The sequence below is a fragment of the Halosolutus amylolyticus genome (assembly GCF_023566055.1).
GTDB lineage: Archaea > Halobacteriota > Halobacteria > Halobacteriales > Natrialbaceae > Halosolutus > Halosolutus amylolyticus.
This window is the reverse complement of sequence record NZ_JALIQP010000006.1, coordinates 52,800-78,756: the sequence shown is the minus strand read 5'-3', so window position 1 is coordinate 78,756 and position 25,957 is coordinate 52,800. Positions and strand designations below refer to the sequence as shown.

Below are 25,957 nucleotides of genomic sequence, written 5' to 3'. Positions count from 1 at the left end.
TCCCTCTGGCCGCCTTCTCTCGTTTAAACCCGCGCCGATCGACGCTAGCTCGTCGTCCTGAAGGTGGGTCGTATCGAAGCCGGGAGTGATTCCGGTTCGAGCAGGTCGCCGACGCTCGACACGACGGCGTCGGCCGCCTCGACGTCCGCGGGTTCGTCATTCGCCGTCACGTACACCGTCCTGAAGCCAGCCTGCCGGGCACCGAGGACATCCTCCTCGTAGCTGTCCCCGACGTAGACGTAGTCGTCGGCCGGCAGGCGGGCTTTCGCGAGGTCGAAGATTCGCCGATCGGGTTTCCGCACGTCGACGCCGTTCGAGACGATCACCTCGTCGACCGCCTCTGCGAGGCCGTGGTGCTCCAGTTTCGATCGCTGTTGCCGATCGTCCCCGTTCGTCAGGATGCCGATCGGCGCGGTCTTCGCGACCCGATCGAGGACCCGCCTTGTGTCCGCCGACACGACGGACGCCTCGCGCTCGACCTCGCAGTACTCTCGGGCGAGCGTCTCGGGCGTCACGTCGAGGGGGATCCGGTCCGTGACGGCCTCGAACGCACGACGGTACGGCTCCGACTCGCAGCTGTCGAGGGCGTCCAGCAGCCGATCGACGTAGGCGTCGTAGGCCGCTTCGCTCGGCTCGCCGTACGGGGCGACGGTCGATTCGAACTGCTCCTCGAACGGGACGGCGTACGAACAGAGCGTGCCGTCGAGGTCGAAGTACACTGCCGTCGTCACGATCGGCCGTTCGCACGGTCCCCAGAAGTAGCTACCGACGAATCGCGTCGAAAGAAATCGGGATCGTACGGAGTCGTCGCGTCGCGACTTAGCCGAAGAGTTCGCCGAGGCCTTCGCCGTCTGCCTCGTCGTCCTCGTCGTCCTCGTCCGTCGTGTCCGGGACGTCGCTGGTCTCTTCGACCTCTTCCTCTTCGTCGTCGCCTGCGGCCTCCTCGGCCGCGCCAGCGCCTGCGGCGGCACCGCCCGCGGGGACGGCAGCGGCCTCGGAGACTGCCTCGTCGATGTCGACGTCCTCGAGTGCGGCGACGAGCGCCTTCACGCGGGACTCCTCGACGTCGACGCCGGCAGCGTCGAGCACGTCCGTCAGGTTGTCTTCGTTGATCTCTTCGTCCGTTTCGTTCAGGATGAGTGCAGCGTAAACGTATTCCATTGTAGTGTCCTCCGTTGATTAGCCGAACATTGCGCCGAGTCCTTCTGCGCCGTCGCCGTCGTCGTCATCGTCGTCGTCTTCGGTGTCGGCGTCGGCGTCGGCCTCGGCGTCTGCATCGTCGTCTTCGTCTGCCGATTCGTCCTCGCCCTCGTCGGCCGCTGCCGGTTCAGCAGGCGCCTCGACGTCCTGCAGTTCCTCGGGCAGGGCCTCCTCGTCGTCGATCTGGGCCGCGAGCGCACGCAGCTGTGCGTCGGCCTTCGTGACGAGGTCGGGCATCAGGTCTTCGTCCTCGATCGCGGCCTGCAGGCCGAGGCTCTTGGCCTCGCCCGTGGCCTTGGCGATGAGCGTCGGGGCCGTCGTCGCGGTCGGGAAGCTCGCGTTGACCGAGAGGTTCCGGGCGCGGGCGGCGGCCGTCGACACGTCGCTCTGGTAGGCCTCGACGTCGATGTCGAGGTCTTCGGGATCGAAGAGCACGCCGTCGGCGACGACGGCGCGAAGGTCGAGACCGACCTCCTTGGGCTCGATGCCGAGTTCGTTGAGGACGTTCGCCAGGTCCGCAGAGACTTCCTCGCCGGCCGAAAGGACCGTCGAGTCCTCCATGACCTGGATCGAACCTTCTTCGATGCGTGCGTTGGCACCGATGCTCTGGAGTTCGCCGACGAACGGCCCCGGATCGACGCCGGTGTCACCCTCGGGGATGACGATGTCGTTCGGGGCGACCTCGCCCTCGTTGATCGGGGCGGGCGTCTTCGACGCCTCGAGCTCCTTGTAGAGCGAGAACGGGTTCTCGTCGGTCGCGACGAGACCGACCTGTCCCTCGATGTGCTCGACGAGGTCGTCGAGTCCGGCGTCCTCCAGGGCGCGCGTCTGCAGGGTGTTGCGGCTGACGCGCACGACGGCGGTGCCGTGCAGTCCGCGTCGCATGTCCTGGAGCTGTTTGCTCGGAATGCCGGCGATGCCGACGACGCCGACGCTCTCGTAGTCGTCGATGAGCTGTGCGAGCTCGTCGACTTCCTCTTTCTTCCACTGGGGAAGGTTTTCGGTCTTGCGTTCAGCCTGTGCGCTCATTCTAGGCCACCTCCTGAGACGGCCCCATCGTCGTCTTTACGTAGACGGCGTCGATGTTCTGGGGCCCCTTCTCGAGGTCGGCGTGCAGGCGACGCAGGATGACGTCGATGTTGTCGGCGATGTCTTCGGCATCCATGTCCTCGGCGCCGACGAGCGTGTGGAACGTTCGCCGGTCGCCGGAGCGAAGCTGCACGGTGTTCTTGAGCCGGTTGACGGTCTCGACGACGTCGTCGTCGGGCGAGAGCGGGTCCGGCATCTTCCCCCGGGGACCGAGGATGGTTCCCAGGTGCCGGGCGATATCTTGCATCATCGCCTCTTCGGCGATGAAGAAGTCCGTCTCGTCGGCCATATCTTTGGCCTCGTCGTCGTCCAGATCGGCCACGTCGTCCACCGAGAGGACCTCGTCCGCGGCCTCTTCGGCGCGGACTGCAGTCTCTCCTTCGGCGATGACGACGATTCGCGTCTCCTGGCCGGTTCCGGACGGCAGGACGACGGACTCGTCAACACGGTTCGACGGTTCGTTCAGGTCAAGGTCGCGCAAGTTGATCGCGAGGTCTACCGTCTCGGTAAAGTTCCGATCGGGTGACTCCTCGAGTGCGCGAGCCACTGCGGTTTCAATATCCGAATCTGCCATCGTTCACCTCCGTAGTACGCAGGGTGTGCTCCTACGGGTCAGTGAAACAGGCAATGCCTGTCTCTGTTGAACGAAGTGGCATGCCGAACTTAAACCCGTCGAACTACACCGTCGGTCCGCCGAGCGATCCCGTTCGGCCGGTTCGACGATCGGCGTGGCTCGGACAGCTTTGATCTTCGACGACTGGCGTGGCTCGGACAGCCTTGATCTTCGACGACTGGCGTGGCTCGGACGATCCCGGCCTGACGTCGACGATCGGTATCGATTCCCGGCCGAACCGCCGTCGATCGGCCCCCGCACTGCGACGCCCCCTTTTTCCGTCACCAGACGCGATCGATTCTCGGCCGACGATCGACGAATAGGGAGGGAGAACACTCAGTGGAACCGGAAATACTATAGAGAGTGATGGTGTAGCACATGAGTATGTGGCCAACAGAGTTATATAGTTCCAGTGGGGGAACGGTGCTCGAATCGGTCGCCCTCCTCGGGGTGGAGGGCGGCGCGATCGAGGCGATACAGTCGTTGCCAGCGTTGATGCGGGCCGTCGCCGGCGTCGTCGCGACGCTGCTCGTGTCGATTATGATCCTCGGGATGCTCCAGGGGTACGGGAGCCGGGCGGTGGCGACGTGTCGTCGGAGCCCCGTCATCTCCGTCTGTATCGGCCTCCCGAGTACCCTCGTCGTCGGGCTGCTCACGGGCGTCGGCTACCTCATGCTCGGGACGTCGGTCGGCGCGTTCTTCGGCGTCCCGCTCGTCGTCCTCGGGGCGACGGTGCTCCCGGCCGTCACCGCGATCGGGCTCGTCTCGGTCGGTCGATCGATCGCCGCTCGCGTCGGCCGTAACGAACTCTGGGCCGGCATCCTCGTCGGCAGTCTGTTCGGCGGTCTCGCCGCGATCACGGTCCCGGTCGCGATCGTCGTCGGTTCGATCGCCGCCGCGTTCGGGATGGGGGCCAGCGTCCGCGTTCTCGTCGGTTCCAGGGGAGCGACGACCCCGGACGAGCGAACGGTTCCGCCCGCGAATCAAATCTAGCTACCGCCCGCTGTTCTGACCGTCGATCGAGCGACCGACGCGTCTCTCTCCGTCGGTTCGGCTCTCGCTGAGGAACAGACGCACAGTTCGGACTCCAGAGCGTGTTGGGTCCGGCCGCAAGAACGAAGCAGCACTCGCTGTGCTCGTGCTTCGAGCGTTGCCCTCGGCTTACGCCTCGGCCAAACAACGAAGCACTCCCGCGTTCGTGCTTCGAGTTCTGGCCTCGCTACGCTTCGGCCAGAACGTCGTCGTACTCGCCGCTGTCGACTTTCTCCTTGAACTCGCGGGCGTCGTCGCCTTCGATGGTGACCCCCATCGAGGCGCAGGTGCCGACGACTTCCTTCGCGGCGTTTTTCGTGTCGTACGCGAGCAGGTCGGGGTGTTTCTGCTCGGCGATTGTCTTGACCTGGTCGACGGAGAGGTCCGCGACGAAGTCCTCCTGGGGTTCGCCGCTGCCGGTCTCGAAACCGGCCTCGTCTTTGATCAGCGCGGCCGTCGGTGGGACACCGACGTCGATCTCGAACGAGCCGTCGTCCTCGTAGTCGACGGTGACGGGCACTTCGGTGCCGTCGAACGCTTCCGTCTGGTCGTTGATCTCCTGGACGACCGCCTGCACGTCGACGGGCGTCGGTCCGAGCTCGGGACCGAGCGGCGGGCCTGGGTTGGCCTGTCCACCCGGAACGAGCACTTCGATGGTTCCAGCCATACGCGTCACAACCCGTGCGCGAGTTTTAAGGGTTGCTTTTTCGGGCAGTCACCGCCTGTCAGACACTCACGCACGGTTCGATCGATCGGCCTCGAGTGGTCCCGCAGTACCGCTACGCCACGTTCTCCGCCCGCCACCCCGCGAACGACTCCAGCACGTGGCTCTCGTCGAAGCGCTCGATACACGGCACGTCGTAGGGGTGAATCTCCCGGACCCGATCGACGAGGGCGTCGTACGCCTCGTCAGTGGTCTTCGCGAGCAACACCGCTTCGTCCTCGCGCTGTACCTCGCCGTCCCACCGGTAGGTAGACGACGTCGAGAGCCGATTGACGCAGGCCGCGAGCCGGTCCTCGACGAGCCGTTCGGCGATCGATTCGGCCGACTCCGGTGGTGCCGTGATATAGACCGTTGGCATGGTGGCGGCTACGGACGGTGCATCAAAAAGGTTCCCCGACTGGCAGTCACTCGACGTGGAGCCGTTGCCCGAAGTGGAGACCGCTAGACGCGCGGGTTCGGATCCCACGGGTGGCGGACGTGCTGACGACGCGAGCTGGTGTGGACTACTTCCCGTTGACGGTGCCGGTGACGGGGTTGAACGCGCCGTTGATGTCCCATTCGTGGATGCAGTGTGGATTGCCGACCTGTCGGTCGCCGTCCTCGCGGGCGATCTGCCAGGCCTCGACGTCGTCGTCCCAGCGTTCGGCTCGACCGCATCGCTCGCACGTGCGTGCGGTCGGCGTTCGTACCTGTGCGCTCATTGTCGGCTGTGGGGTCTGGACGCATATAACAGTATCAGTGTTCGGCAATTGCTGCGGGCCACCTGCCGACGCGGCGCGAGACCGTCGATCGGGTCACCTGGAAGGCGGGACCGGACTCCGATCGGCCGGCTGTGGCCGTCGCTACGAGCCAGCGCGATCAGTTCGCCGAAAAATATCGATCGGGAGTGAGCTTCCCTTAGCAACTGCAGGACGTCGTCACCGCCGCTTCAGCGGTGTCGTCGTCCTGGGTTTCGTTGTCGTCGTCGACCCCGGTCTCGTTGTCGTCGACGTCGCTCTCGTCGTCGTCGACTTCGTGTTCGTCGTCTTCAGCGGTCGGTTCTTCGGCCGGTTGGTCGTCAGTTGCGTCGATCACGATGAAGATCGTCGCCTCTTCGATCGTCACCTGCAGCCGGTCTTCGCCGTTCTCGACGTCGGTGCCATCGTCTTCGAGTTCGTCATCCTCGTCGTCAACCGCGTCGGTGTCGTCGTCTTCGACGGCACCGTCGTCCGTCCCGACCGGCTGATCGGCGAGCATTTCGCCGACGTCTTCGACGAGGACGAAGGCGGTCGCTTTCTCGAAGTTCATCGCCTGACCGTCTTCGACTCCGTTCGCGTCGTCTTCAGCATCGTCGCCGTCTTCGACGACGATGAAGACGGTCGCCTCCTGAACGGTGATTTCCTGGCCGCCGATGACATCGTCGGCCTCACTATCGTCCGCGACGGCGTCGTCTTCGACGCCGTTCGCGTCGTCCTCGGTGTCGGTCGAGTCGTCAGTGTCGTCGCTCGCGTCATCCTCGGAGTCGGTGGAATCGAGCCCGTTCGAATCCTCGGCTGCGTCGGCGGACTGGTCACCGATGCCGTGGATCGACGCCTGCTCGACGGTTACCTCGATCGAGGATTCGAGGACCGTGACGCCCTGCTGAGAGTCGTCGACGGCGGATTCGTTGTCCGCGACGTCGGCGGGCGCGTCGTCGGCCATCTCGCTGTCCTCGGAGAGGAGAACGATCGTCGCGTCTTCGATCGTCACCTGCAACTGGCTATCGGAAACGCCGTCTTCTGTGGGTTCCTGTGCGTCGTCGTCTTCGTGTTCGTCTACGACTGCGCCAGTCGGGGCCATCGCGAATGCGCCCCCACTGACGAGCATCATCAATACGACTGTTACGGCAAGTATTTTGCGTGCGCTCATGCCTCCAGTAGGAGAGAGACCGATCCCGCATGGTAAACCAGTAGTACCATTTCAGTGATAAACCGCCGATTCTCGCGGGAAACCGGCGGTTCAACCGACACGTCTCTCTGGAAAACACTGTTTGTAGCGGATATTCACGCCGATTTCGCCCGCATCGTCCGTGAGTCCCGTTGGACATGCCGTCGACGACACAGTTCCACAGTAACTGTCATATTAACTATACCGGAGCATCACCACGATCGGTGCCGGTTCGATTCACGGCCGTCCACACTCGTCAGCAGCGATGAAGTCGATCGCCGCTTTTGAATGGGGTCAGACACGTCACTGCACGTTACGTTCGGGGCGAGTCCGTCAGTAGACCGCGTCTCTGATCTCCTCCCGGAGATCGTCGAACGCCTCGAGGTAGGCCCGGCGTTCGGCCCGGAGGTCGGCGACGGCCTCGTCGTAGTCGTCGACGTGATCGGGGACGTAGTACTCGTCGATATCGAGACCCGGCACGGTCTCGGGGATCGTCAGACCGGTCCGCTCGTCGTCGGTCCACTCGATCGTGCCGCGAGCGGCCTCGGTGAGGATCGTCACGGACTCCTCGACGCCGACGTCTTTCGACTCCTCGCCGAGATACCCGGTGTTGATGACGTAACAGTCGACGTCGAGTGTTTCGATCAGGTCCTGGAAGATATTTCCTTCCTCCCCTTCGGATCCGACGATGAACGGGTTCGTGCCGACGACCCTGATCGACTCCCCCGCGCGGGAGGGATCGCCCGCGCTGGTTTCGATCGATTCGCCGAGCATGAACGCGACGGCGGCCTGCTCGTCGGTCAGTTTCGCGACCGGGGGCATCAGCGGGTTCCGGGTGATGAAAAAGACCTGGTCCACCCGATCGAGGTCGACCTCCTCGTCCGCGCTCGCGAGTTCCTCGCGCTGGACGATCGCCCGGGAGTTCGCGGTGTAGCGGTCGTCGTCGAAGTCGACGGTGCCGTCCGCGTCGACGGCGACGTTCTCGAGGATCGCCGACTCGTCGGTCGCGGCCGCGTAGAGTTCGGGCTGTTCCTCGGCGTCGAGGCCGATCGTCTTGATGAACAGGCCCTCGCCCTCGCTGCCGGCGACGGAGCCGTCGGGGAGGAGGCCACAGACGTCGTCCTGCAACATGACGGCGTCCTCGGACTCCTCGAGCCAGCAGCCGTGGGACGTCAGGGTGGACTTGCCGGTCGCGGACAGTCCCATGAAGACCTGTCCGACGATCCGCAGGTCGCCGTCACCGTCGCGGACCCGGACGCGCTTGCTCCCGGCGTGGAGCCCGAGGCCGCCGCGTTGCTTGATGCGGTACATGAACAGCCGCAGGAACGACTTCTTGGCTTCACCGGTGTAGTCGCTGCCTACCACCGCGGTAACTCCCTCCTCCGGGAAGACGCGGATCGCGGTCTCGTCGGCGTCGGGCAACTGGAGCGTGTAGAGATCAGGTTCGCGGCCGTCCGTGGGTTCGAACAGGTTCGCCCACGCGAGGGCGATGCGCGCGTACTCGACGGGAACGTAGAGCCGACAGCAGAAGGTAGCGTCGGGGTGGCGCCCCATGAGCCGATCGACGCAGACCATGTCCCGGTCGCCGGCGGCCTCGATCGCGTCGTCGACCAGGTCGTGATCCCGGTCGGTGAACTCGTGATCGACGGCGTTTTTCGTCCGATCGGCGCTCCGTGAGCGGTACTCGCTGACGTACGACGGCGAACCGAACTCGGTCGTCGTCTCGTCGGCCGCGGCGAGGTCACGAAGTTCGGACAGCGACGGGTTGTACCGCACGTTCGACGCTGCCGCCGGATCGGGTAGCTGTCGGGCCAGTGGACGGGACTCCGCCCCGGTTTCGGACATATACTTGACTGGCCACCGCACTGATGTATAAACATGAGGGATTTTGCTCTGTGTGTGTCACTTCTTACCCAGCCACAGTGTGGTGTATGTCCGTACTACGGGTGTTACGGTTTGAATACGCGATTCGTAATCTCTCGAATAATGATATGTGATCGGATAGGTATCTACGTGTACTCACATCAGAATAAATTCTAATCACGATCTCTTCCGCCTTCGACCTCGTCCGGTTCCGTGCTCCTCCGCTTCTACTCTCGCCCGACGATCGAAGTCGACCACCGCTCTCATCGGTCGACGGGGCAACCGCCCGCCCGATCGGAATGGACAGCAATAAACCGGAGGGTGGTGGACCAGCGGTCATGGCACGCCTCGACCGGATTCGCGTCCACCCGATCAAGTCACTCGACGCGACGACCACCCAGTCGGCGACGATCGTCGAGAACGGCGGTCTCGAGTGGGATCGGCGGTACGCGATCGTCGAGAGCACGAAACGCGAGTCCCTCGCGGAGAACCCCCTCGACGCCTACGTCAACGGCAAGCGCGAGCGCCGTATCCACGAACTCGAGACGGAGTACGACCTCGACCGCGAGACCGTCGCCGTCACCGGACCCGACGACGACGAGGCCCGCACGTTCCACCTCGAACTCGATCGGGACTGTTTCGCGTCGTGGCTCTCGGACGTCTTCGGCTACCCGGTCGAACTCGTGCGCGACGACGAGGGCGGCCATCCGGACGACGAGGACGCGTCCGGTCCGACGGTCATCGCCCAGCGCACCCTCGAAACGGTCGCGTCGTGGTACGACGGTATCGACGCCGCGGAGATGTGCCGACGACTGCGACCGAACCTCGTCGTCGACGGCGTCCCGGCGTTCTGGGAGGACCGGTTGTACGATCGGCCGGGCCGGGTCGTCCCGTTCGACGTCGGCGCGACGCCCCTGTACGGCGTGAACCCGTGTCAGCGGTGCGTCGTTCCGTCGCGCGACCCCGATACAGGCGAGGAGACGGCGGGATTCAGGGAGACGTTCGTCGAGCGTCGCGAGGAGACGCTTCCCGACTGGGCGGCCACCGACTGGTTCGATCACTACTTCCGCCTGATGATCAACACGCGCGTCCCCGAGTCGTCGTGGGGATCGACGCTGTCGGTGGGCGACGGGGTGACGATCGGCGATCCGATCACCGCGCCGTCCGCGGATCCAGAGTGAGCGGTTCGCAGTCGGTGAACGCGATCGGTGCCCTGCCGTGGTTTTCAATTCTGGTACTCCGGCCCAAAGTTCCAAGAGGGTGGTCTCGGTCTCGGTCGCCATGGGATACGGTCTCGATATCGGACTAGGGGCGATCCGATCGGCCACCGACACCGGGGCGGACCCGACGATCGAGTCGGTGCCGTCGGTCGTCCTTCCCGCCGACGAGTCGGCGCTCGACGCGGCGGGATTCGCTGGGGGTGACGCCCGTACCGTCGATCGGGACGGGACGACGTACGTCGTGGGGACGGACGCGAGAACCGTCGCCGACGCGACGGGGGAGACGCCGGAGCCGCTGTTCTCGAACGGGCTGCTCGTCGACGACGACTACGCGGAACCCGCGCTCGCGGCCGTCGTCGACGATCTCCTGGGGGAGTCGGCGAGCGGACCGCTCTGCTATACGACGCCCGGAACGGTCGTCGACGCCGCCGCGACGGGGGAGACCCATCGCGACGCCGTCGCGTCCGCCCTGACGGACCGCGCGGCCGAGGCGACGCCTGTCAGCAAGGGGTTCGCCGTCGTCTACGATCAACTCGCGGCGGACAACTACACCGGGCTCGGGGTCTGCATCGAGTCCCAGACGACGAGTGTCGCGCTCGCGTACTACGGCGTCCCGGTGCTCGCGTTCTCGCTTGCGAAGGGCAGCGAGTGGATCGTCCAGGAGGCGGCGAACGAGACCGGACACGCTCGATCCGAGATCGCGGGCGTCCTCGAGGAGTTCGTGCTCGATCCGGAGGCGGCGACCGGCGAGGTCGAAAGCGCCCTGGCGGCCGCACACGACGCGCTCGTCGGCGACCTGGTCGAGGCGATCGCCGCCGAGGCGGACGCGAGCGACGTCCAGGAGGGACTGGCGGTCCCGATCGCGGTCGCCGGCGACGGCGCGACCGAGGGGATCGAGTACCTCGTGGGCGGGCGGTTCGACGCGGGAACCCTGCCGTTCTCGATTCGCGGCGTCCGGCTCGCGGACGACCCCGCCGCAAGCGCCGCCAGGGGTGCTCTCGCGGCCGCGGCCGACGAGGTCGACGCGTTCGACGACGTCACCTGGGACGAGTCGACGCCCGCGAACGACGCGACTGCTGTCGACACCACCAGCGGAACCACCGACGGCACGACGGCGGAATCGACTGGAGCCACGGGCAGGACCGACGACGGCGGCCAGACGTCGCTCTCGTTCGACGACTCGCTCGCCGCCGAGGCGGACCACGACAGGGCCGACGACGCGATCGACCAGCTGTTCGATCGGCTCGCGAACCGCGACGCGGAGATCGAGGCGGTCGGCGAGGACGTCGATCGGCTCGCCGACGAGATCGAGTACGTCGAGGAACGGTCGCCCTCCGTCGAGGAACTCGCGGCCCTCGAGGACCGACTCGAGGCGTTCGCCGACGACCTCACGGACGTCGAAGCGGAGAGCGCCAGTCACGCGAGCGAAGAGACCGTCACCGAACTCGAGGACGAACTGGACGCGCTGTCGGAAGCGTTCGCCGATCTCGACGGCGACGTCGGGGCGATCGAATCGGGGATCGAGACGATCGAATCGGAGGTCGACGCCCTCGCAGAGACGTCCGCGGACGCGGCCGACGAACGGGCCGTCCTCGACGATCGGCTCGCGGACCTCGCGACGGACCTCGAGGACGTCGCCGATCGGACCGCGTCCCTCGAGGATCGGGCCGGTGCCCTGCGCGACGACCTGGCCGAACTCGCGGCCGACGCCGCGTCGGAGAGCGACCTCGACGACGTCGAGGAGACGGTCACGGGGCTCGACGAGGAACTCGTCACCCTCGGCGACGAACTGGACCGGGTCGACACGCGCGTCGAGGGCCTGGCCGGTCGACTCGAGGAAGAGTCGACCCGGATCACGGGCGTCTCGGAACGGCTCGACGACCTGTCGGCCCGGACCGACGATCGACTCGCCGACCTCCGCGATTCGGTCGACGATCGCGTCGACGACGTCGCGTCCGATCTCGAGACGACCGACGAGCGCGTCGAGGTCGTCGAGACCGACCTCTCGACTACCACCGACGCGCTCGAAGCGGACCTCGACGACGTTCGGGAGACGATCGACGGCGTCCGCGGCAGGATCGACGACCTCGCGGCCGAGACGGCCGACGCGGACCGGGTCGATGCGATCGCGACGAACCTCGAGACGATCGAGGGCGAACACGCGGAACTGACCGAGTCGCTGGAGTCGGTGACGGCGGACGTCTCTACGCTCGCGGCCGATCTCGAGGAGGTCGCCGACGCCGTGGACGCGATCGAGGCGGCGGCCGCCACGGAGGCCGACGTCGCGGCCCTCCAGGAGTCGATCGACGACCAGCGAGCGACGATCGAGTCGGTGACGGCGGACCTCGAGTCGATCGTGGCCGACGTGAGCGCGATCGAGGAGCGACTGGCCGAGACCGAGGACGATCTGGGGGAGCGCATCGGCACGCTCGAAACGACGATCGACGATCGGGTCACCGACGTTCGTGACGACCTCGAGGCACACGTCGACGACCTTCGAGGTGACCTCGACGAGCGAGTCGACGGCGTGCGGACCGACCTCGACGACCGGGTCGCCGACGCGCGAGTCGAGACCGAGGCATCGATCGACGAGGTTCGATCGACGCTCGAGGCCGACCTGGCGGCCCTCGCGGATACTGTCGAGTCGATCGAGTCGCGAGCGGACGACCTCTCGTCTCGACTCGAGACGCGGGTCGACGAGTCGGCGGTCGAGGACGTGGCGGCCGACGTCGATGCCGTCGCGAGCGAGGTCGAGGACGTGGCGGCCGACGTCGATGCCGTCGCGAGCGAGGTCGAGGACGTGGCGGCCGACGTCGATGCCGTCGCGAGCGAGGTCGAGGACGTGGCGGCCGACCTCGAGTCGCTCCGGGCGGCCCAGGATCGGCTCTCGGAGACCGTCGCTGACCTGCCCGCGGATGACCACGAACTGGTCGAGCACGGCGAGCGCCTCGATCGGCTGTCGTCCGAGGTCGACGGTCTCACGACGACGGTTGCGTCGGTAGCCGACGAGACGGCCGTCAGGTCGCTCGAGTCGACGGTCGACGACCTGGCGACCACCGTCGACGCGCTGGACGATCGGCTCGCGAGCGTCCACGATCGGCTTTCAGCGGTCGAAGACGGGAGTGACAGGGCACAGACCCGGGACGAACTCGAGGCCCTTCGGGCCGACCTCGAAGCCCTGGAGCGCGGCACGGACGGGACCGCCTCGCTCTCGGCGTCGGCGCTCGCGGGCGGTGGCGGTGCCGGCGTCGTCGCCGGTGGCGCCGTCGCGCTCGCCGGAACCACGATCGTCGGCGGCGTCGCGGTCGTGTTCGGGCTGGCGTTGCTCGGGATCGCGGTCTCCCTCGACGGATAGGCCGGACTACTCCTCCGTTTCAGTGATCGCGTCGTCCGCGACGTTGGGAGCGCCGACGACGAGGACCCGACTGTCCTCGATCGCCTTCAACTGTCGCCACGCTCCTGGTGGGACGACGAGGACGTCGTTGACGGTCAACTCGACGACGTCGCGCTCGTCGTCGCGTTCGATCGTGACCTCGAGGGTACCCTCGAGGACGACGTAGAGTTCCTCTTGCTCGGCCTGGCGGTGGAACGTGTTCTCCGCACCGCGTTCGTACTCCCAGACGCTCGGGCGCATCCGATCGGGCTCGAGTTCGGGACCGATCGGAAGCAACGACGGATCGACGTCTTCGAGGTCGAGTGGCTCGACGCCGTCGATATTCACGAGTTTGTGCATGGGTCGAGCTTCCACGACCGCCAGCAAAAAACTGGTGTGGCCACTCCCGGTCGGCGCGGGCCACGACGACACCTCGGCTACTCCTGAATCAACTCGACGTTTCGCATCTCGCCCCCGCACCGCCGACAGGTCGACAGCAACGCGTCGACGGCGGTCTCTCGCCGGCCACACTGGACGCACTCGTACTCGTCCTCGCGTGGCTCTGCGAGTGTCATACTGTACCATACGTCTGCGGAACAATAACTCTTGTCTCGGTTACCGCTCGCGCCCGGTGACGACGGCCGTTCCGCGGCCTCGACTATCGATCGGCCCGGCCGTCTCGATCGGCCTCGAGCGCCCATAGGCCCACTGCGAGGACCGTCGCCGCGACGACCGACGCGGTGAGGAGCCAGAACGCGGGCCGGAAGCCTGCGGTTTCCGACAGCGTGCCCACGATCGCGGGCGCGATCGCGCCGGCCCCCATCAGGACCGTCCGGACGATTCCCAGTCCCCCGCCGGCGACGTCGTCCGGGATCGCCGCCATCAGGTACGCGCCCCGGACGGGTCGGTACCCGTGGGGCACCCACTCCGGCGGCGACGAGGGTGCCGCCGAGCAGGACGGGATTGGCGGTCCCGGTGAGCGAGACGAAACCGGCCAGCGCGATCGAGGCGAGCACGAGCGTCCCGACGATCAGCGGCAGGGTCCCGACCCGATCGCTGAGGTCGCCGGTCACCAGTTGCACGAGGCTCGCGAGGAAGAGCGCACTGTAGAGCAGGCTCGCGGTCGAGGGGGCGAGGCCCGCCTCCTGCGTGAGATACAGGGGCGCGAACGCGACCAGGCCGTTGTAGGTGAACGAGAACAGGACGGTCACGAGCGCGAACAGCGAGAATCGCCGATCGCGAAAGAGCGTCGCGTACTGGCCGATCGTCCCCGGGCCGAGCCCCGTGGCCGCGTCTCCCTCGGCCTCGCCAGGCACCCGCTCGGCGACCCTGTACCGGAACGAGACGGCGAGCGCGAGGCCGACCACGCCGGTTCCGAGGAAGATCGCTCGCCAGTTCTCGCCGAACGCGAACGACAGGCCGGCGACGGCGACGACCGCGGCCGGGGCGACCACGCCGCCGAACGCGCCGAAGGTGTCGAGGACGCCGAGTGCGCGACCCGTCCGCGCGGGATAGGCCGTCGAGAGCAACCGGACGGCCACGGTCTTGTGCGCGCCAGTTCCGGCACCCATCACGAGCATGGCCCCGACCAGCACGACGAACGGCGAGTCGACGACGAGCGCGAGGCCGGCGATCGCCGCCACAAGCGCCCCTGTCGTGATGACCGTGACGGAGCCGAGGCGATCGGCGAGCATTCCGGACGGGAACTGCATCGCCGCGTAGACCAGCATGAATCCGGTAAAGGCAGTCCCGAGCGTCGCGTTCGAGACGCCGTAGCTGTCCTGGAAGGGACCGAACAGCGGCGGGAAGGCGTACCGGACGAACTTCGCGAGAAACCAGATCGACGCGGTCAGGACCAGGACGTCGAGGTGGGCGTACCGCCGGACCGACTCGGGAACCGCCATGGACGTTCGTCTCGGTGTCAGGGAACGCGCAGCCGAGAATCCAGCGATTGCGCGGTTCGGAGGCGAAGGCCGAGAACCGCGATCCAACGATTGCGCGGTTCGGAGGCGAAGGCCGAGAACCGCGATCCAACGATTGCGCGGTTCGGAGGCGAAGGCCGAGAACCGCGATCCAACGATTGCGCGGTTCGGAGGCGAAGGCCGAGAACCGCGTGTGTGACGGCGAGAACCGCGACCGTACGCGATCCGACGTAGAGCCGTCGAGAAAGGTGGAAGTATCCTCGTCCCCAAGCGCCGGCAATGGGCTTTCATACCTTCCCGATCGAACGCGCCGACGCGCTCGAGGACCCGTCCCGGTACCGGTACTGCTCGCGCGAGGAACTCGTGGCGATGCTCGCGACGACCGAGGACGACGTCGTCGCGGACCTCGGGTCGGGAACCGGGTTCTACACCGACGACGTCGCGCCGTTCGTCGAGACGATCTACGCCGTCGACGTCCAGTCGGCGATGCACGATCGCTACCGGGAGAAAGGCGCGCCGGAGAACGTCGAATTCGTCACGACCGAGGTCTCCTCGCTGCCGTTCGCGAACGACCACCTCGACGCCGCGTACTCGAACATGACCCACCACGAGTACGCCTCGGACGAGGCGTTCGAGGAACTCGCGCGGGTGCTTCGCCCGGGCGGTCGACTCGTCACTGTCGACTGGTCTGCGACCGGCACCGAGGAGAGCGGACCGCCGCTCGACGAACGGTTCGGCCCCGACGACGTCGTCGACCAGCTCGAGACGGCCGGCTTCGAGATCGAGACTGCGATGGACCGACCGGAGACGTTCGCGATCGTGGCGGTCAGGAAGGAAGAGTAATTGGACTATCGTCCAATTACGATTCTGTAACTACCTCTACGTTCTATTTTTGGACGGTCGACTACCGCGTTGGGGCAACGCTTATGCTCGGGAACGGTTCTCCCTCCACTATGGGATACACGGACCCATTCACAGCCGGTCGACCGACCTTCGAATGTCCGACCTGCACGTACCGATCGACGTCGGCCACGCCGAGAACCTGCCCGCGTTGCGAGGTGCAACTGCAAAATATCGCCGTCCCGCGCGAATAGTGCGACGGCGGCGTCGCGCCGCGATCAGTCGAAGTCCGGCAGGTCCTCCGGCGGTTCGTACTCGGCTTCCCAGGTGATGTACTCTTCCTTGAGGACGACGGAGACGATCTGGCCGAACTCGGTGAGTTCGGCGTTGATCGCGGAGACCGTGCCCCACGTGTCCAGTTCCGGGTGGTACTCGCGGGCCTGCCAGTCCTCGGGAATACCCGGGGCGTGGTAGCCGACCCGATCGGCGAAGTCGTCCCAGAAGAAGTCGAACTCCGCGAAGAGGTCGAGGTCGCGGGCGATCTCGTACTCCCGCTCCTCGAGATCGGTGTCCGCCACCCACTCGTCGAACGCTTCCTCCCAGGCGCCCTCCTCGAGGAACTCCTGGAGTTCCTCCCGGCGGTAATCGATCTCGTCGGTCCCGTCGGCGCTGATCGTCGCGTCGTCGTACTCGTTCGGATCGACGAACTCCAGTTCCGGCGGCGCGGGGGCTTCGACCTCGAGTCCCATACCCCGTGGTAGAGCGGGTCGCGGGATAAGAATTCCCACCGCGTTCGACGGTCGCCGACTCGATCGACGTACGGCTGTCGGGGCACGCCGATCGGTGCACGCCGACCGCCACACGGTGATCGATTTGCCGGGGTTCCCCTACAGTTATTCCTGTCGACGCGCTGAATACACGTATGGGCAGTGAGTCGGGTGGCCGGGATTACAGCCTCACGGAGATCTTCGCGATCAAGTTCGTCCTGGCGGACGTCCTGATCATCGCGGCGTTGCTGTTCGCCGGGCCGCTGTACGCGCTCGCGTTTACGGTTCTCATGGTTCTCAGCGTCGTTCTCGTCTGGTATCTCACGACGCGAACCGGCACCGGGAGCGAGGACCAGGACCGCGAGACGGCAGTCACCGAAGCCGACAGTTCGGTCCGCTCCAGTCGAGATCCCGTAACGCGACTCCAGGAGCGGTACGCCGCGGGCGATCTCTCCGAGGACGAGTTCGAGGCGCGACTCGATCGGCTGCTCGAATCGAACGAGCGGGCTGAAGCGGCGGGAATCGAGACCGCCGACCTATCGCTCGAGCGTCGCGAGTGAGCCGTCCACCGGAGGCCGGCCATCCAAACACTCAATCCGCGCCCAGCCGTAGCCGGTGGCGATGACTGCGTACGAGGCGGCGATTCTCGACGTCGACGGCACGATCGTCCGGGGCGAGGAACTCGTTCCGGACGTTACCGACGGGTTGCACGCGCTGGACGACGCGGGCTGTGCCAGACTCCTCTTCTCGAACAACCCGACCCGCGGCAGCGACCAGTACGGCGAGAAACTCGAGCCCCACGGAATCGACGTCGACCCCGGGTCAGTCCTCACGTCCGCGACCGTCGCCGCGGAGTACCTCGCGACCACCCATCCCGGCGACCGGGTCTACCTCGTCGGGAGCGATCGGCTCGCGGCGATCCTCGAGGAGGCGGCGGTCGAACTCACCGCGGATCCCGACGCGGCCGAGGTCGTCGTCGGCTCGTTCGACACGGACTTCTCGTTCGACACGCTCTGGGAGGCCCTGCGGGCGCTCGACGGCGACGTGCCGTTCTACGGGACCGACCCGGACGCGACCATCCCGGTCGAGGACGGATCGATTCCCGGGTCGGGGGCGATCCTCGCCGCGATGGAGGCCGTCGCCGGGCGAGAACCTGACGCGATTCTCGGGAAACCCTCCACGATCGCCGCCGCCGCGGCGATGAACCGGCTCGACGCCGACCCCGAACGAACCCTCGTCGTCGGCGATCGGCTCGACACCGACATCGCGCTTGGGAACCGGGCCGGCATGACGACGGCCGTCGTCCTGACCGGCGTGACGGATCGGGCTACGATCGACGAGTCGTCCGTCGAACCCGACTACGTGCTCGAGTCGCTGGCCGACGTCGACCGGCTACTCTGATCGGCGCGTTCGCAGTGGCGGCGGGAAGACGCGTGCCCCATCCTCTTTTCACCCTTCGAGAGAAACGGGGCCTATGTCCACGAACGGCGCTTCGACCGCGGAGATCGATACCAACCTCTTCGTCACCGTCTCCGGGCCACCGGGCTGTGGTGCCACGACGCTGTGCGAGCGCCTCTCGGACGCGATGGGCTGTCCGTACGTCTCCGGGGGCGACATCTTCCGCGAACTCGCCGACGATCGCGGCGTCAGCCTCAACCAGTTGACGGCACAGGCGGACTCGTCCGACGAGATCGATCGGGCGCTGGACGGTCGCCTCCAGTCGATCGCCGAACAGTGGGGCGCGAGCAACAAGCCGTTCATCCTCGAATCGCGACTCGCGGGCTGGCTCGCGGGTGATCGGGCGGACCTGCGGATCTGGCTCGACGCACCCGAGGCCGTTCGTCTGGAGCGGATCAGCGACCGGGTCGAGACGGAGGCGGAGATGCGGGTCCGTGAGGTCAGCGAAGCCGGGCGGTATCAGGCGTACTACGACATCGACGTTACCGATCGCGGGTTCTACGACCTCCAGATCAACACCGCCCGCTGGAGCAAGAACGGCGTGTTCAGGCTCGTCCGAACCGCGATCGACGAGTACGATCCGGACACCGACGAGGGGTCGTTCACCACGCCCGCGGTGGATCTGTAGCCGGCGCGCCCGCGCTGGTGTCGACAGCGGTATCCGATCGGATCGCCGGAACCGCCAGCCCTTTGCGCCGGTCGACGAAACTCGATTGCGTGACCCGACTCGTCGACGTGTCGCTCTTCCTCCTGCTCGCCGTCCTCTGGGGGCTGTCTTTTCCGGCGATCGCGGTCGGTCTCGAGTACCTGCCGCCGCTCCTGTTCGCGGCGATCCGCTACGACGTCGCCGCGGTCCTGTTGCTCGGCTACGCCGCGATCCGCGTCGACGACTGGTGGCCGCGGGGCCGGCACAACGCGGCGGCGATCGTCGGCGGCGGCCTCTTCCTCATCGGTGGCAACGGCCTCCTCTTCGTCGGCCAGCAGACTGTTCCGAGCGGCGTCGCGGCGATCATCCAGGCGCTGGTTCCCATCTTCACCGCGCTGTGGGCACTCTTCTTGCTGGACGAGCGACTCTCGCCGATCGGCGCCGTCGGCGTTGCGATCGGCTTTCTCGGGATCGGGCTCGTCGTCAGGCCGGATCCGACCGACCTGCTCGCCGGCGACACCGCGGCCCGCCTGCTCGTCGTCCTGCAGGTCGTCAGTGTCGCCCTCGGCGGCGTGGTGATCCAGCGCGCCGGACCGACGATCGATCGAGTGTCCCTGACGGGGTGGTCGATGGTCGTCGGTGCGCTCCTCCTGCACGCCGTCAGCCTGGGTGCCGGCGAAATCCCGGCGGTCCAGGCGACGGCACCGACGGCGGTCGCCACGGTGCTCTACCTCGGGATCTTCTCGACCGCGATCGCCTACCTGATCTACTTCACGATTCTCGACGAACACGGCGCGTTCGAGGCGGCGCTCGTCGCGTATCTCATCCCGGTCGTCGCGACGGTCGTGGGCGTGTTCGTCCTCGGCGAGTCGATCACGGCCCTGACGATCGGCGGCTTCGGGCTGGTCGCGCTGGGCTTTGCCCTGCTCAAGCGCCAGGTGATCGTCGACGCGGTCGGATTCACCGCGTTCGTCGGCCGTCCGTAACCAGCACGCTCCGATTGATTGATGGTATCATACCACAATCAACTATTTGAGACGATCGCCGAAACGAAACGGTATGTCCGGACACGGAGAACGCGAATTCGTCACGCCACCGGCGCTGGAGCGGGGCGATCGGATCGCGGTCGTTGCCCCGTCGAGGAACCCGTCGACCGAGTTTCCCCGCGTCTACGAGCAGGGTCTCGATCGGCTCCGGAACGTATTCGACCTCGAACCAGTGGAGTATCCGACGACCGAGAGGGACGACGACTACCTCTACGACCACCCGGAAGAACGCGCCAGGGACGTGATGGACGCGTTCGAGGACCCCGAGATCAGCGGCGTGATCGCCGTCATCGGCGGCAACGACCAGGTCCGGGTCCTCGACCACCTCGATCCCGACGTGCTCCGGGCGAACCCCACGCGGTTCTACGGCTACAGCGACAACACGCACCTCGCGTCGTACCTGTGGAACCTCGGGATCGTCTCGTACTACGGTCCGTCGGTGATGGCCGAACTCTCGATGGAGGGCGGCCTCTTCGAGCACACCGTCGAATACACCGAACGGGCGTTCTTCGAGGACTCGTTCGGCGAGCTTCGCCCCGCGGACGAGTTCACCGACGAATCGGGCGACTGGGCGGACCTCGACTCGCTAGACGAGCCCCGCGAGACGGAGCCGAATCCGGGCTGGAAGTGGGCCGGCGGCGAGACGCCCGTCGAGGGCCGGGTCTGGGGTGGGTGTCTCGAGGTCCTCGACCAGCAGTTCATCGCGGACCAGTATCTGCCGACCGAGTCGGCCCTCGACGGCACGATCCTCGCGATCGAGACCTCGGAGGAACTCCCGGACCCCGCCTGGGTCGCGGGTGTATTCCGGGCGCTCGGCGAACGGGGCCTCCTCGAACGGTTCGACGGGGTGCTCGTCGGTCGTCCGGCGGCGCAGTCCCACCTCGAGTCCAGGCCGGCGGACCGCCGAGAACAGTATCGAGCCGACCAGCGGGCAGTGATCGAGGACGTGGTCGCCGAGTACAACCCCGACGCACCCGTGGTCTCGAACCTGGACTTCGGACACACGTGGCCGACGACCCCGATCCCGATCGGCGGTCGCGTCCGGATCGACCCCGGGGTGGAGACCGTCCGGTTCGAGTGAACCGGTCGCGATCGGGCCGCCTCCACGGACTCCAGCTACAGGTCGCCGTTCTCGCCCTCGATCGCCTCCTCTCGGAGGCGCTCTCCCTCCTCGGTGCTGACCGTCAGTTCGGGAACCGTCGTCGGCATGTTGTCGTCGTCGATCGCGACGTAGACGAAGTAGGATTCGGTGGTCTTCTCGCGCTCTCGCGTTCGCAGGTCCTCCCGTTCGGTGATCAGGCGGACCTTCACGCTGGAGGTTCCCGCCTCGTAGACGTAGGCCGTGATGAACGCGGTGTCGCCGACCGGGATCGGCCGCTCGAAGTTCATCCGGTTGACCCGTGCGGTGACGCAGGTCTCCCCCGAGAACCGCATCGCCGACATCGCGCCGACCTCGTCCATCCACTTCATGACGTTTCCGCCGTGGGTGACCTCGAGGTTGTTCGCGTGGTTCGGCTGCACCATCTCCCGGTTCTCGATCAGCGTCTCCATGAGATCGGTCATCGCCGGACGTTCCGGGACGACGCTGATCAGTCTTGCTGTCGGTGGCTTCCCCGGGTCGCGCGGGTCCGATACTGGTAAAAGTCGTCGCCGAGTTGACCCGGTAATGAGCGATGCAGGCGACGCCGACGTGCCGGAACCCCCCGAGCCGCCGGCCGACGGACGCGGATCCGTCCACGTCCTCGGGACGGCACACGTCTCGCAAGCGAGCGTCGACGACGTTCACGAGACGGTCGATCGGGAGGACCCGGACGTCGTCGCCGTCGAACTCGACGAGGGTCGGTATCGACAGATGCAGGGCGGGACCCCGGACGACGTCGAAGCCAAAGATCTCCTCTCGGGGAACACCGTCTTCCAGTTCCTGGCCTACTGGATGCTGTCGTACGTCCAGTCCCGACTCGGCGAACGGTTCGACATCGAACCCGGTGCGGACATGCGGGCGGCGATCGAGGCCGCCGAGCGCAACGGTCACGGCGTCGCACTGGTCGATCGGGACATCCAGGTGACGATCCAGCGGTTCTGGAGTCGCCTGTCGTTCGTCGAGAAGCTGAAGATGGTCGGCGGCCTCGCGCTGGGGATCACCGATCCGCGGACGATCGGGCTGGCCGTCGGTGCCGTCGGCGGACTGTTCGTCGGACTCGTTTTCGCTGCGTTTCTCGGGCCGGCGCTCGGATTCGGCGACCTCTTGACCCTCGGGGTAAGCGACCCCACCACGTTGCAGTTCGTCGGTGCGACGGGGATCGGCGTCGTCGGCGGACTGTTACTCGGACTGGTCTTTTTGCCCTCGCTGGAGTCGGCCCAGAGCTACACCGGCGGTCTCCTCAGCGGCTTCTCGATGCGGCTCCTGGGCGGCGTCGCGATCGGCGTCGCCGGCTGTCTCACGCTGGTCGCGACGAACACCTTCGTCGGGCCGTTCTCGGCGTCGACCGTCGAAGGGGCCGGCGAGTACGCGATCCGGGGCACGATCGGCGCGCTGGCCGGACTCGGCGTCGGGGTCGCGATCGGTGCGGTGCTCGGATTCGTCTTCGACGCGCTCGGCGGGGACGTCGAGGACATCGACGAGATCGACATCGAGGAGATGACCGACGGCGACGTCGTCGCGGCGATGATGGAGGAGTTTCGCCGGTTCAGCCCCCGGGGTGCGAACGCACTGATCGACGAACGCGACGCCTACATCGCACACAAGCTCCACCAGCTCCGGGAACAGGGGTACGAGGTCGTCGCCGTCGTCGGGGCGGGACACAAGGCCGGCATCGAACACTACCTTCTCAATCCCGACGAACTCCCGCCGATGGAGTCGCTGACCGGAACCGCGTCGGGACGGCGGTTCTCGCCGCTGAAGATCGTCGGCTACCTGGTAATGCTCGGCTTCGTCGGCTTCTTCTTCCTGCTGATCATGGCGGGCGTCCAGAACACGTTCCTCCTCCAGATCTTCCTCGCGTGGTTCCTGTTCAACGGAATCTTCGCGTTCACGCTGGCCCGACTGGCCGGGGCCCGCTGGACCAGCGCCGGCGTCGGCGGAAGCGTCGCCTGGCTGACCAGCATCAACCCGCTGCTGGCACCCGGCTGGTTCGCGGGCTACGTCGAACTCAAGTACCGGCCGGTGAACGTGCGGGACATCCAGACGCTCAACGACATCGTCGGCGACACGGAACGCCCGATGGCCGACGCGCTCGAGGACATGTTCGACGTGCCCCTCTTCCGGTTGATCATGATCGTCGCGCTCACGAACGTCGGGAGCATGATCGCGACGGTCCTGTTCCCGATCGTCGTCCTCCCGTGGCTGGCAGGGGGCGAGATCGGCGGCGTCGACGCCCTGTTCGACGAACTGCTCCAGGGTGCCCGCAACACGCTCGAACTCCTGTGGGGGCTTTTCACGTGAGCTACCGAAGTCGTCGGAAGCCGGACGCCGAACTCACGTTCAGCCACAAGGAACTGTTCGACCTCGCGCTGGCCTGGATCTCGTTGAGCGTCGCCTTCGCGCTGTTGCTCGCGCCAGTTCACCTCGGCGGCGCGACGATCGGCGACTTCCTGCTCACGATCGGCCTGAGCTTCGTCACCGTCGGGATCGCCTTCCTCCTGCACGAACTCGCCCACAAGGTCGTCGCGATCGAGTACGGCCAGATCGCGGAGTTCCGGGCGGACTACCAGATGCTCTTTCTGGCGATCATGAGCGCCCTGATCGGCTTCCTCTTCGCCGCGCCCGGTGCAGTCTACCACAGGGGACGGATCACGAACCGGGAGAACGGCCACATCGCGCTCGCCGGGCCGGTGACGAACCACCTGCTCGCGCTCATGTTCTTCCCGCTGATGCTCTTCAGCGGCCAGCCCGGGATCGTCGGGTTCCTCGGAACGATCGGTCACCTCGGCGTCCTCATCAACCTCTTCTTGGCCGCGTTCAACATGATCCCGTTCGGACCGCTCGACGGGAAGTCGGTGCTGCAGTGGAGCAAACCGGTCTTCGCCGTCGTCTTCGCGGTGAGCCTGGTCCTGCTCGTGGGATTCTACGTCCTGTTCGGCTTCTTCTGACGATCGGGTCCGGCGTCGGGGCGTCCACGGGCACCGGCGCTAACCGGTGACCTTTTGCTCACGCCACGAGGTCGTTCATCCATGACCGATCCAGCGGACGAGGGGAGCGAGCGGGAGCGACTCACCTACGCCGACACCGGCGTGGACATCGAGGCCAGCGAGGACGCGACGGCGGCGCTACTGTCGGCGTTCGGCAGCGACCTGACGACCGAGTACGCCGGCCTGCTCGACATCGGCGATCGATACCTCGCGCTCGCGACCGACGGCGTCGGCACGAAACTGCTGGTCGCGGAAGCGATCGCGGACTTCTCGACGATCGGGATCGACTGCATCGCGATGAACGTCAACGACCTCGTCGCCGCGGGGGTCGAGCCCGTCGCGTTCGTCGACTACCTCGCGATCGACGAACCGGACGAGGAGCTGACGAACCAGGTCGGCGAGGGGCTGGCGGTCGGCCTCGAGGAGGCCGACCTGACGATGCTCGGCGGCGAGACGGCGGTGATGCCCGAGGTCGTGACGGGCTTCGACCTCGCGGGCACCTGCGCCGGACTCGCCGCGAAAGACGACGTGCTGGAGGGCGAGGCCGCGGTCGGCGACGTCCTCGTCGGCTTCCCCTCGAACGGGATCCACTCGAACGGGCTCACGCTGGCCCGCGAAGCGGTCACCCGCGATCACGACTATACCGACCCGTTCCCGTTCGACGACGAACGCACGATCGGTGAGGAGCTCCTGCGCCCGACCCGCATCTATACGGACCTGCTCGAACCGATGCACGAACACGACGTCCGTGCCGCGGCCCACGTCACCGGCGGCGGCTGGACGAACCTGCTCCGGATGGGCGATCGAACGTACGCCATCGACGACCCACTGCCCGCCCAGCCGGTCTTCGAGTTCGTCCAGCAGGAGGGGTCGGTGACGGACGAGGAGATGCACCGGACGTTCAACATGGGCACCGGCTTCGTCGTCGCCGTCCCCGAGTCGGAGGCCGACGCGCTCGTCGCCGAGACCGACGGGCAGATTATCGGTCACGTCGAAAACGGCGACAGCGTCGAGATCCGCGGACTCTCGCTGTCCTGACCGATCGACGCGACGGACGGCGCCGCGCGACGGATGGCTCCGATCGGTTCCGAACTCTTAGGTCGACCAAAACCCTTATAGTTTTAGGCTCGCCTAACTCCACGTGATGGACGTACCCGCCCGCAGGCAGGATGCCGACCTCGACGAGAATATCGAGGAGCCGGCGGCGGTCGTGAGCTGTCACGAGACCCGCCCCGGCAAGATCGTCTTTACCGAGCGAGACAACACCGACGGCTGGATCGCGACCGATCTGACTGTCGACCTCGAACCCTGATCTGCAGTCACGACGTACTCGCGACTGTCGGTAGCGATTGGTCCGAAAGAATCGATCGTCGGAGTCGGCGAACGGCCGATCGTCGACGTCCGGCGCGACGAGTGTCTCCTTACTTCGTCGCCTCTTCGAGCACCAGCGTGTCGTCCTCGAGGTAGTGTTCGAAGTGGTGGCCGTCCTCCTCGGTCGTCACGAGGATCTCGCGCATGAGTTCGGCCGTCGCGTAGTCCCCGAGGTTGTCGGCGAGTTCGATCGTATCGCGCATCGACTCGATGATGTCGCCGTACATTTCGAGGTCGTTCTCCATCATCGTCCGGATGTCGTAGACGTCCTCACCCTCGAACTCGACGGTTGCTCGCTTCTCCTGGTTCGCGGGGCCGGAGACGGGCACGCCGCCGAGCGCCTGGGTGCGTTCGGCGATTTCGTCGGCCGCTTCCTCGACGTTCTCGTAGGCCTCTTCGAAGAACTCGTGGAGCGGCAGGAACTCCGCACCCTCGACGACCCAGTGGTGTTTCTTGAGCTGGTGGTACAGGACGTACGCGTTCGCCAGTTCGGTGTTCAGCGCGTCGACGATCTGCTCGGCTTTGTCCTGGTCGAGCCGGAGGCTGTTCTCCTCGACGGCATCGGCCGATTGACGGACGGTCTTCTGGGTGCTCATCGTATTCGGTAGTACTCGCGCAATCCCCTTAAACGTTATCCATGACAAAACAATTTTTGGTGAGGCTAAAAAATTACTTCCGATATCGTGCCTGCATGTTCTCGGTATCGACATACACCAACGTTTTCCCGAACGTCATCGCGGTCCGAGTTTTTTCGAGCGTG

General features: G+C 66.3%; 28 protein-coding genes and 1 pseudogene. 14 read left to right on the top strand and 15 right to left on the bottom strand.

The window, feature by feature from the left end; all coding sequences use genetic code 11:
* Positions 1-44 precede the first annotated feature (44 nt).
* The 4 genes from MUN73_RS19645 to MUN73_RS19630 form a co-directional block, all read right to left on the bottom strand.
* On the bottom strand, positions 45-731 hold the full coding sequence (locus tag MUN73_RS19645; RefSeq protein ID WP_250142214.1) for an HAD family hydrolase: 687 nt from the start codon (positions 729-731) through the stop codon (positions 45-47).
* 88 nt (positions 732-819) lie between these two features.
* Positions 820-1,161, bottom strand: a complete 342-nt coding sequence (rpl12p, locus tag MUN73_RS19640) for a 50S ribosomal protein P1 (protein WP_250142213.1) — start codon at positions 1,159-1,161, stop codon at positions 820-822.
* A gap of 18 nt (positions 1,162-1,179) precedes the next feature.
* Complete coding sequence (locus tag MUN73_RS19635; RefSeq protein WP_250142212.1) at positions 1,180-2,229, bottom strand: 50S ribosomal protein L10; 1,050 nt, start codon at positions 2,227-2,229, stop codon at positions 1,180-1,182.
* A gap of 1 nt (position 2,230) precedes the next feature.
* Positions 2,231-2,863: a 50S ribosomal protein L1 gene (locus MUN73_RS19630; RefSeq protein WP_250142211.1), complete on the bottom strand. Its 633-nt coding sequence runs from the start codon at positions 2,861-2,863 to the stop codon at positions 2,231-2,233.
* Between the two features lie 423 nt (positions 2,864-3,286).
* On the opposite strand from MUN73_RS19630, the gene MUN73_RS19625 reads away from it, so the two are divergent.
* Positions 3,287-3,895: a hypothetical protein gene (locus MUN73_RS19625; protein ID WP_250142210.1), complete on the top strand. Its 609-nt coding sequence runs from the start codon at positions 3,287-3,289 to the stop codon at positions 3,893-3,895.
* A gap of 226 nt (positions 3,896-4,121) precedes the next feature.
* Here the strand turns inward: MUN73_RS19625 and MUN73_RS19620 are convergent, their stop codons facing one another.
* The 5 genes from MUN73_RS19620 to MUN73_RS19600 all read right to left on the bottom strand — a co-directional run bounded on the left by MUN73_RS19620 (position 4,122) and on the right by MUN73_RS19600 (position 8,408).
* On the bottom strand, positions 4,122-4,601 hold the full coding sequence (locus tag MUN73_RS19620) for a 50S ribosomal protein L11 (RefSeq protein ID WP_250142209.1): 480 nt from the start codon (positions 4,599-4,601) through the stop codon (positions 4,122-4,124).
* Between the two features lie 112 nt (positions 4,602-4,713).
* A complete protein-coding gene (gene cutA / locus MUN73_RS19615; RefSeq protein ID WP_250142208.1) occupies positions 4,714-5,016 on the bottom strand; it encodes a divalent-cation tolerance protein CutA in 303 nt (100 codons plus the stop codon).
* A gap of 145 nt (positions 5,017-5,161) precedes the next feature.
* The gene (locus MUN73_RS19610; protein ID WP_250142207.1) at positions 5,162-5,359 is read right to left on the bottom strand and encodes an HEWD family protein; all 198 of its coding nucleotides are present in this window, start codon (positions 5,357-5,359) and stop codon (positions 5,162-5,164) included.
* 196 nt (positions 5,360-5,555) lie between these two features.
* Positions 5,556-6,476: a hypothetical protein gene (locus MUN73_RS19605; protein ID WP_250142206.1), complete on the bottom strand. Its 921-nt coding sequence runs from the start codon at positions 6,474-6,476 to the stop codon at positions 5,556-5,558.
* Positions 6,477-6,896: 420 nt separating this feature from the next.
* Entirely contained in the window at positions 6,897-8,408 is a 1,512-nt protein-coding gene (locus MUN73_RS19600; RefSeq protein ID WP_250142205.1) for a phosphoenolpyruvate carboxykinase (ATP), read from the bottom strand.
* A gap of 356 nt (positions 8,409-8,764) precedes the next feature.
* On the opposite strand from MUN73_RS19600, the gene MUN73_RS19595 reads away from it, so the two are divergent.
* Positions 8,765-9,607, top strand: a complete 843-nt coding sequence (locus tag MUN73_RS19595) for an MOSC domain-containing protein (RefSeq protein ID WP_250142204.1) — start codon at positions 8,765-8,767, stop codon at positions 9,605-9,607.
* 100 nt (positions 9,608-9,707) lie between these two features.
* Positions 9,708-13,001 (top strand): disk-shape morphogenesis protein volactin, encoded by a 3,294-nt coding sequence (locus MUN73_RS19590; protein WP_250142203.1) that lies wholly within the window; start codon positions 9,708-9,710, stop codon positions 12,999-13,001.
* Between the two features lie 6 nt (positions 13,002-13,007).
* Here MUN73_RS19590 and MUN73_RS19585 read toward each other — a convergent pair whose 3' ends face one another.
* The 3 genes and pseudogenes from MUN73_RS19585 to MUN73_RS19575 all read right to left on the bottom strand — a co-directional run bounded on the left by MUN73_RS19585 (position 13,008) and on the right by MUN73_RS19575 (position 14,923).
* Positions 13,008-13,379: a cupin domain-containing protein gene (locus MUN73_RS19585; RefSeq protein ID WP_250142202.1), complete on the bottom strand. Its 372-nt coding sequence runs from the start codon at positions 13,377-13,379 to the stop codon at positions 13,008-13,010.
* A gap of 77 nt (positions 13,380-13,456) precedes the next feature.
* Positions 13,457-13,594, bottom strand: a complete 138-nt coding sequence (locus tag MUN73_RS19580) for a rubrerythrin-like domain-containing protein (protein WP_250142201.1) — start codon at positions 13,592-13,594, stop codon at positions 13,457-13,459.
* Between the two features lie 83 nt (positions 13,595-13,677).
* Positions 13,678-14,923: pseudogene (locus MUN73_RS19575) on the bottom strand (MFS transporter).
* 297 nt (positions 14,924-15,220) lie between these two features.
* On the opposite strand from MUN73_RS19575, the gene MUN73_RS19570 reads away from it, so the two are divergent.
* Positions 15,221-15,784 carry a class I SAM-dependent methyltransferase gene (locus MUN73_RS19570; RefSeq protein ID WP_250142200.1) on the top strand — a complete coding sequence of 188 codons (564 nt, stop codon included), beginning with the start codon at positions 15,221-15,223 and terminating at the stop codon, positions 15,782-15,784.
* 83 nt (positions 15,785-15,867) lie between these two features.
* Positions 15,868-16,035 carry a rubrerythrin-like domain-containing protein gene (locus MUN73_RS19565; RefSeq protein WP_321575777.1) on the top strand — a complete coding sequence of 56 codons (168 nt, stop codon included), beginning with the start codon at positions 15,868-15,870 and terminating at the stop codon, positions 16,033-16,035.
* A gap of 24 nt (positions 16,036-16,059) precedes the next feature.
* Here MUN73_RS19565 and MUN73_RS19560 read toward each other — a convergent pair whose 3' ends face one another.
* Positions 16,060-16,530: a DUF7992 family protein gene (locus tag MUN73_RS19560; RefSeq protein WP_250142198.1), complete on the bottom strand. Its 471-nt coding sequence runs from the start codon at positions 16,528-16,530 to the stop codon at positions 16,060-16,062.
* A 173-nt stretch (positions 16,531-16,703) separates the two neighbouring features.
* On the opposite strand from MUN73_RS19560, the gene MUN73_RS19555 reads away from it, so the two are divergent.
* The 5 genes from MUN73_RS19555 (at position 16,704) to MUN73_RS19535 (ending at position 20,779) form a co-directional block, all read left to right on the top strand.
* On the top strand, positions 16,704-17,108 hold the full coding sequence (locus tag MUN73_RS19555) for an SHOCT domain-containing protein (RefSeq protein WP_250142197.1): 405 nt from the start codon (positions 16,704-16,706) through the stop codon (positions 17,106-17,108).
* A 61-nt stretch (positions 17,109-17,169) separates the two neighbouring features.
* The gene (locus MUN73_RS19550; RefSeq protein ID WP_250142196.1) at positions 17,170-17,949 is read left to right on the top strand and encodes an HAD-IIA family hydrolase; all 780 of its coding nucleotides are present in this window, start codon (positions 17,170-17,172) and stop codon (positions 17,947-17,949) included.
* Positions 17,950-18,022: 73 nt separating this feature from the next.
* Positions 18,023-18,634, top strand: a complete 612-nt coding sequence (gene cmk / locus MUN73_RS19545) for a (d)CMP kinase (protein WP_250142195.1) — start codon at positions 18,023-18,025, stop codon at positions 18,632-18,634.
* 89 nt (positions 18,635-18,723) lie between these two features.
* Positions 18,724-19,638: a DMT family transporter gene (locus MUN73_RS19540; RefSeq protein ID WP_250142194.1), complete on the top strand. Its 915-nt coding sequence runs from the start codon at positions 18,724-18,726 to the stop codon at positions 19,636-19,638.
* 73 nt (positions 19,639-19,711) lie between these two features.
* Complete coding sequence (locus tag MUN73_RS19535) at positions 19,712-20,779, top strand: S66 family peptidase (protein ID WP_250142193.1); 1,068 nt, start codon at positions 19,712-19,714, stop codon at positions 20,777-20,779.
* A gap of 35 nt (positions 20,780-20,814) precedes the next feature.
* Here MUN73_RS19535 and MUN73_RS19530 read toward each other — a convergent pair whose 3' ends face one another.
* Positions 20,815-21,261, bottom strand: coding sequence for an acyl-CoA thioesterase (locus MUN73_RS19530; RefSeq protein WP_250142192.1), 447 nt, complete (start codon positions 21,259-21,261; stop codon positions 20,815-20,817).
* Positions 21,262-21,364: 103 nt separating this feature from the next.
* On the opposite strand from MUN73_RS19530, the gene MUN73_RS19525 reads away from it, so the two are divergent.
* The 4 genes from MUN73_RS19525 to MUN73_RS19510 all read left to right on the top strand — a co-directional run bounded on the left by MUN73_RS19525 (position 21,365) and on the right by MUN73_RS19510 (position 25,138).
* A complete protein-coding gene (locus MUN73_RS19525) occupies positions 21,365-23,140 on the top strand; it encodes a TraB/GumN family protein (RefSeq protein WP_250142191.1) in 1,776 nt (591 codons plus the stop codon).
* Complete coding sequence (locus MUN73_RS19520) at positions 23,137-23,787, top strand: zinc metalloprotease (RefSeq protein WP_250142190.1); 651 nt, start codon at positions 23,137-23,139, stop codon at positions 23,785-23,787. The genes MUN73_RS19525 and MUN73_RS19520 overlap by 4 nt, the downstream gene beginning before the upstream one ends.
* A gap of 81 nt (positions 23,788-23,868) precedes the next feature.
* Positions 23,869-24,864, top strand: coding sequence for a phosphoribosylformylglycinamidine cyclo-ligase (purM, locus tag MUN73_RS19515; RefSeq protein ID WP_250142189.1), 996 nt, complete (start codon positions 23,869-23,871; stop codon positions 24,862-24,864).
* 106 nt (positions 24,865-24,970) lie between these two features.
* Entirely contained in the window at positions 24,971-25,138 is a 168-nt protein-coding gene (locus MUN73_RS19510; RefSeq protein ID WP_250142188.1) for a hypothetical protein, read from the top strand.
* Positions 25,139-25,247: 109 nt separating this feature from the next.
* On the opposite strand, the gene dpsA is transcribed toward MUN73_RS19510, so the two are convergent.
* A complete protein-coding gene (dpsA, locus tag MUN73_RS19505) occupies positions 25,248-25,793 on the bottom strand; it encodes a DNA starvation/stationary phase protection protein DpsA (RefSeq protein ID WP_250142187.1) in 546 nt (181 codons plus the stop codon).
* Positions 25,794-25,957 lie beyond the last annotated feature (164 nt).